Raw genomic sequence first — 4,093 nt, 5'->3', positions numbered from 1 at the left:
AGCAGTCACCTTTCGTGCAACACACCCATTCACTGGCAAAGCATCTTAAAACCTCGCTTTAATGTATTTACCTTTGGAAGCATTAAATAGTCCCCCTGCCATTCAGTTCCAATGTGCGAATGATCATCTATGTCAGGCACATAACAGAGATAGTAAACCAACCAATAGCTGTAACTCTTCGGACGTGGTCGCCTCAGACGGGGTCGCCTCAGAATCAAAAGATGCCGGGACAGCCGATACAACCCGACCTGCCGGGCAAACCTCGTGCAACGTAATAGAGGTCGGTGAGGATGGCCTGCTGCGGCAATGTGGGAAGCTCTGCAGGAATGCCAGTGCTCTGTCGGATCACAAAAAAAGACATCGGAAACGCAAGCCTCTCGATGTGGAGCACAACGAGTGAAGTTATGTCTGGTGCCATCTTCTGCTTCAGCGAAAGGTCTCTGAGAGAAAAACATACTAATTTTCTTGATCTATCCTTCCTCTCTGTCAATCTGAACGCAAGGATAGAATTATTAAAGGCTCACTCTTTGGGACACTGCTGTTGCTAATATCGTTGTCTGTCGTCTGTCAGGCCGAAGCGTTGACAAGACATTTTATTGTCAAGCTTGAACAGGATGCAGGCTCTCCAAAACAGAACATTTTCATAAAGCCTCACCGGTGTATAGCACCGGGCGACTCGTCAGGCTTCACCGACACCTACGACTACGCAGGATCAACTTCGCTGCTTGATGAAAATCGGCACAGGTTTGGAGGTTATGGAGGAAAAACGATCATCATGGAGTCGCTTTCATGGCAATGGCTTGATGGCCCTCATCTTTTGGTAGCTTATAATCTGATCCTGACCACCAAAGATGCCCCTATAAGCGTCATCTCCTGTTCATGGTTACCTGTAGAAGTCGTTTTCGCTGTCGGCTGGCTTTTAAAAAGCTATTGGAACCTCTGTTCACCGCTGTTTAAACCGATTAAACAACAGGTGGCAACCTCCGTGCTGACAAAGGAGGGTTATATGTTTGCGATCACAACTGTGATGCCCGGCTCTGGAGATAACCCACCTCAATACACGCCATCAGAATCGTTCGGCCAGCAAGTCCCGTCAGCCATCATCCACCCTAAAGGCTACTTCACTCATCTCCTGCATCCTGACTCTGATGGTGGTAACGGAGACCCTCATCATTACTCGCACACTTTAGGTTTAAGTTGTTTCGTTCACCCTTGTCATGGCGTCTGTCAATTCCGGCCATCAGGAACATCAGCCGGACAAAGTTCAAACCCTCATTCGGTTAATAAACACTGCCATGGTTGCATACACTATTTTGATTCTGGATACGCTTCACGTTCAATGACTGTAGGGCTCACATCTACTACTGTCCCTGACGGGACACTCAATGAAGATGTGCAAATCCCCGGGAATTTATCTGCTAAAGCTGATGACCAGGTTATAATCGATGGGCTACTCAGTCTGGGAGGTCATAGTCTTCCAGAAAAAAATGGAATTTCCTGTACGATTGCCCATTCCTCACGACTAAAAGGTTTTTCATCTCTCGGTTGTCTCATCACCAGAGTGGCTAGCCAATGGCAACAAGCTCAGTCAGATCACACAAAAAAATACGACACTGAACAAAAAAGCTGTGACGTGACCGTGGTCGGGGAGGATGGCCAGAAGCGACCGTGCGGTAAATACTGTAAGAATTCTCAAGCCCTGTGGGATCACAAAAGCAGAGTCCATAGCGAACAAAAAACCTGTGACGAGACAGTGAACGAGACGAATGGCCAACAGCGTCCATGCGGTGCAGTTTGCAAGAGTGCTCGATCCCTGTCATGTCACAAAAGCAAATACCATAGAGGGCAACGAATCTGTGACGAATCAGTGATTGGGGAGGATGGCCAGCCTCGACCATGCGGGACGGTCTGCAAGAATGCTAATGCTTTGTCAGTTCACAAAAACAGAATCCACAGTGGGCATAAAACCTGCGGCGTGATCGTGGTCGGAGAGGATGGTCAGCAGTGGTCATGTGGGAAAGTCTGCAAGAATACTCGGGCCTTGGCAGATCACAAAAGCAGAGTCCACAGCGGTCAACAAACCTGTGACCTGACCATGGTCGGGGAGGATGGCCTGCCGCGGCCATGCGGGAAGGTCTCTAATAATGCTTACGCCCTGCTAAGTCACAAAAGAAGAGAGCACAGAGGGCAACAAACCTGTCACCTGATCGTGGTTGGGGAGGATAGCCAGCAGCAAGGATGCAATGCGGTTTGCAAGAGTGCAATATCTTTGTCGCATCATAAAAGACTAGAGCACACCGGGCAGCAAGTCTGTAATCTCACAGCAGTCGGGGTGGATGGCCAGTCGAGGCAATGCGGGAAGGTATACAAGAATGCTCGCAGCCTGAGTAATCACAAAAGAAAAAAACACAGCGGGCCAAAAACCTGTGGAGCAAAAGTGTTTGGCGAAGATGGCCAGCCACAGCCATGCGGAAAGGTCTGCATGAATGCTCAAAACCTGGCAGATCATAAATTCAGAGACCACACCGGCCATCAAACCTGTGACTTCACCGTAGTCGGGGAGCATGGCCAGCCGAAACCATGTGGGACAGTCTGCAGGAATGCTCGAGCCCTCTTTAATCACAAAAGAGTGCATCGAAAACGCAAGCCTGTTGATTTGGACCAGAACGATGACCTCAGTCCTTGATCTGACACCCGTCCTTTCAGGAGGTTTTCTTGATCTATCCTTTCTCTCTCAGAACCAGAACTCAAGGATAGAATTATTAAACACTCACTTTTTGGGGCACTGCTGTTACCACTGTTTTTGCCATTGTTGTTACTGTTGCTGTTTGTCGTCTGCCAGACCGAAGCATTGACAAGGCATCATATTGTCGAGCTTGAACAGGATGCAGGTTTTCCAGAACAGAACATTTCTAAAAAACTTCAACGGTATTCATTATCAGGCACCCCGTCAGACTTTACCGGAACCAATGGCTACGCAAGACCAAAGTCGCCTGATGAAAAACAACGCAGACCTGGAGGTTACGGAGCAAGAGCGGTGATTATTGAGACGATTTCGTGGCAATGGCTTTATGCCATTCATCTTTTGGTTGCTTACGAACTGATTATGACCACCAAAGATGCTCCTGCAAGCTCATGGCTATCTGTTGAAGTAGTTTTCGGTGTTGTCTGGCTCTTAAAAGGCTGTTGGAACCTCGATTCACCGCTCTATAAATCGACTGAACAACAGGAGGGAATCTTTGTGCTGATGGAGGGAGATCACCCGTTTGTGACTATTACCATGATGCATGGCTCTGTTGAAAACCCACCACAAAACTTGCCATCAGAATCATCCTGCCGGCAAGTCCTGGCAGCTAACAGCCATCCTGCTGGCTCTTTCACTCAACTCCTGTATTTTGACTCTGGCGATGGTACTGGAAGTCCACAAGAACATTTGCACAGTTTAGGTTTAAATTGTTTCGTTCACCCCTGTCATGGCGTTTGTCAATTCCGGCCAGCAGGAGCAACACCCGGACAAAGCTTACGCCCTCATTCGGCCAATGAAGACGACCTTGGTTACAGACACTATTTTGACCCCGGATACGCTACACATTCGATGAATGCAGGGCTGGCCTCTGGCACTGCCCCTGATGAGCGACTCAATGATGATCTGCAAATGTCTGAGAGTTCACCTGTCACCGATGATGACCAGATTATAATCGATGGGTTACTTAGTCTGGGTGCTCGTACTCTTCCAGAAGAAGGCGGGATTTCTTGTTCGGTTGTCTGTTTCACAGGCCCAATGGGTATATCAGCTTCGAGTTGTCTCACACCCGTAGCGACTACCCATTGCCAACAATCCCTGTCAGATCACAAAAAAAAATACGACACGGAGCAAAAAATCTGTGACCTGATTGTGTTCAGGGAAGATGGCCAGCAGCGGCCATGCGGGAAGCTCTTCAAGAATGCTAATAGCCTGTCGTCTCACAAAAGTAGAATCCACAGTGGGCAAAAAACATGTGATGTTATCCTGGTCGAAGAGGATGGTCGGCAGCGAGTCTGCGGAAAGGTCTGCAGAAATGCTCATGCCCTGTCAGATCACAAAAGCAGAGAC

General features: G+C 48.4%; 3 protein-coding genes. All 3 read left to right on the top strand.

What is annotated here, in order from left to right; translation table 11 throughout:
• Positions 1-61 precede the first annotated feature (61 nt).
• Positions 62-400: a hypothetical protein gene (locus KDK18_RS13235; RefSeq protein WP_257255400.1), complete on the top strand. Its 339-nt coding sequence runs from the start codon at positions 62-64 to the stop codon at positions 398-400.
• A 141-nt stretch (positions 401-541) separates the two neighbouring features.
• Positions 542-2,686, top strand: a complete 2,145-nt coding sequence (locus KDK18_RS13230; protein ID WP_257255399.1) for a hypothetical protein — start codon at positions 542-544, stop codon at positions 2,684-2,686.
• Positions 2,687-2,803: 117 nt separating this feature from the next.
• The coding region (locus KDK18_RS13225; RefSeq protein ID WP_257255398.1) for a hypothetical protein at positions 2,804-4,093 on the top strand (1,290 nt) is incomplete at its 3' end.

It is taken from the genome of Endozoicomonas sp. SESOKO3 (genome assembly GCF_024606255.1).
This window is presented reverse-complemented; position numbering and strand designations above follow the sequence as displayed.

Coding starts and splice junctions, on each gene's coding strand:
- KDK18_RS13235 (WP_257255400.1), top strand. CDS start 62: ATGTATTTACCTTTGGAAGCATTAAATAGTCCCCCTGCCATTCAGTTC.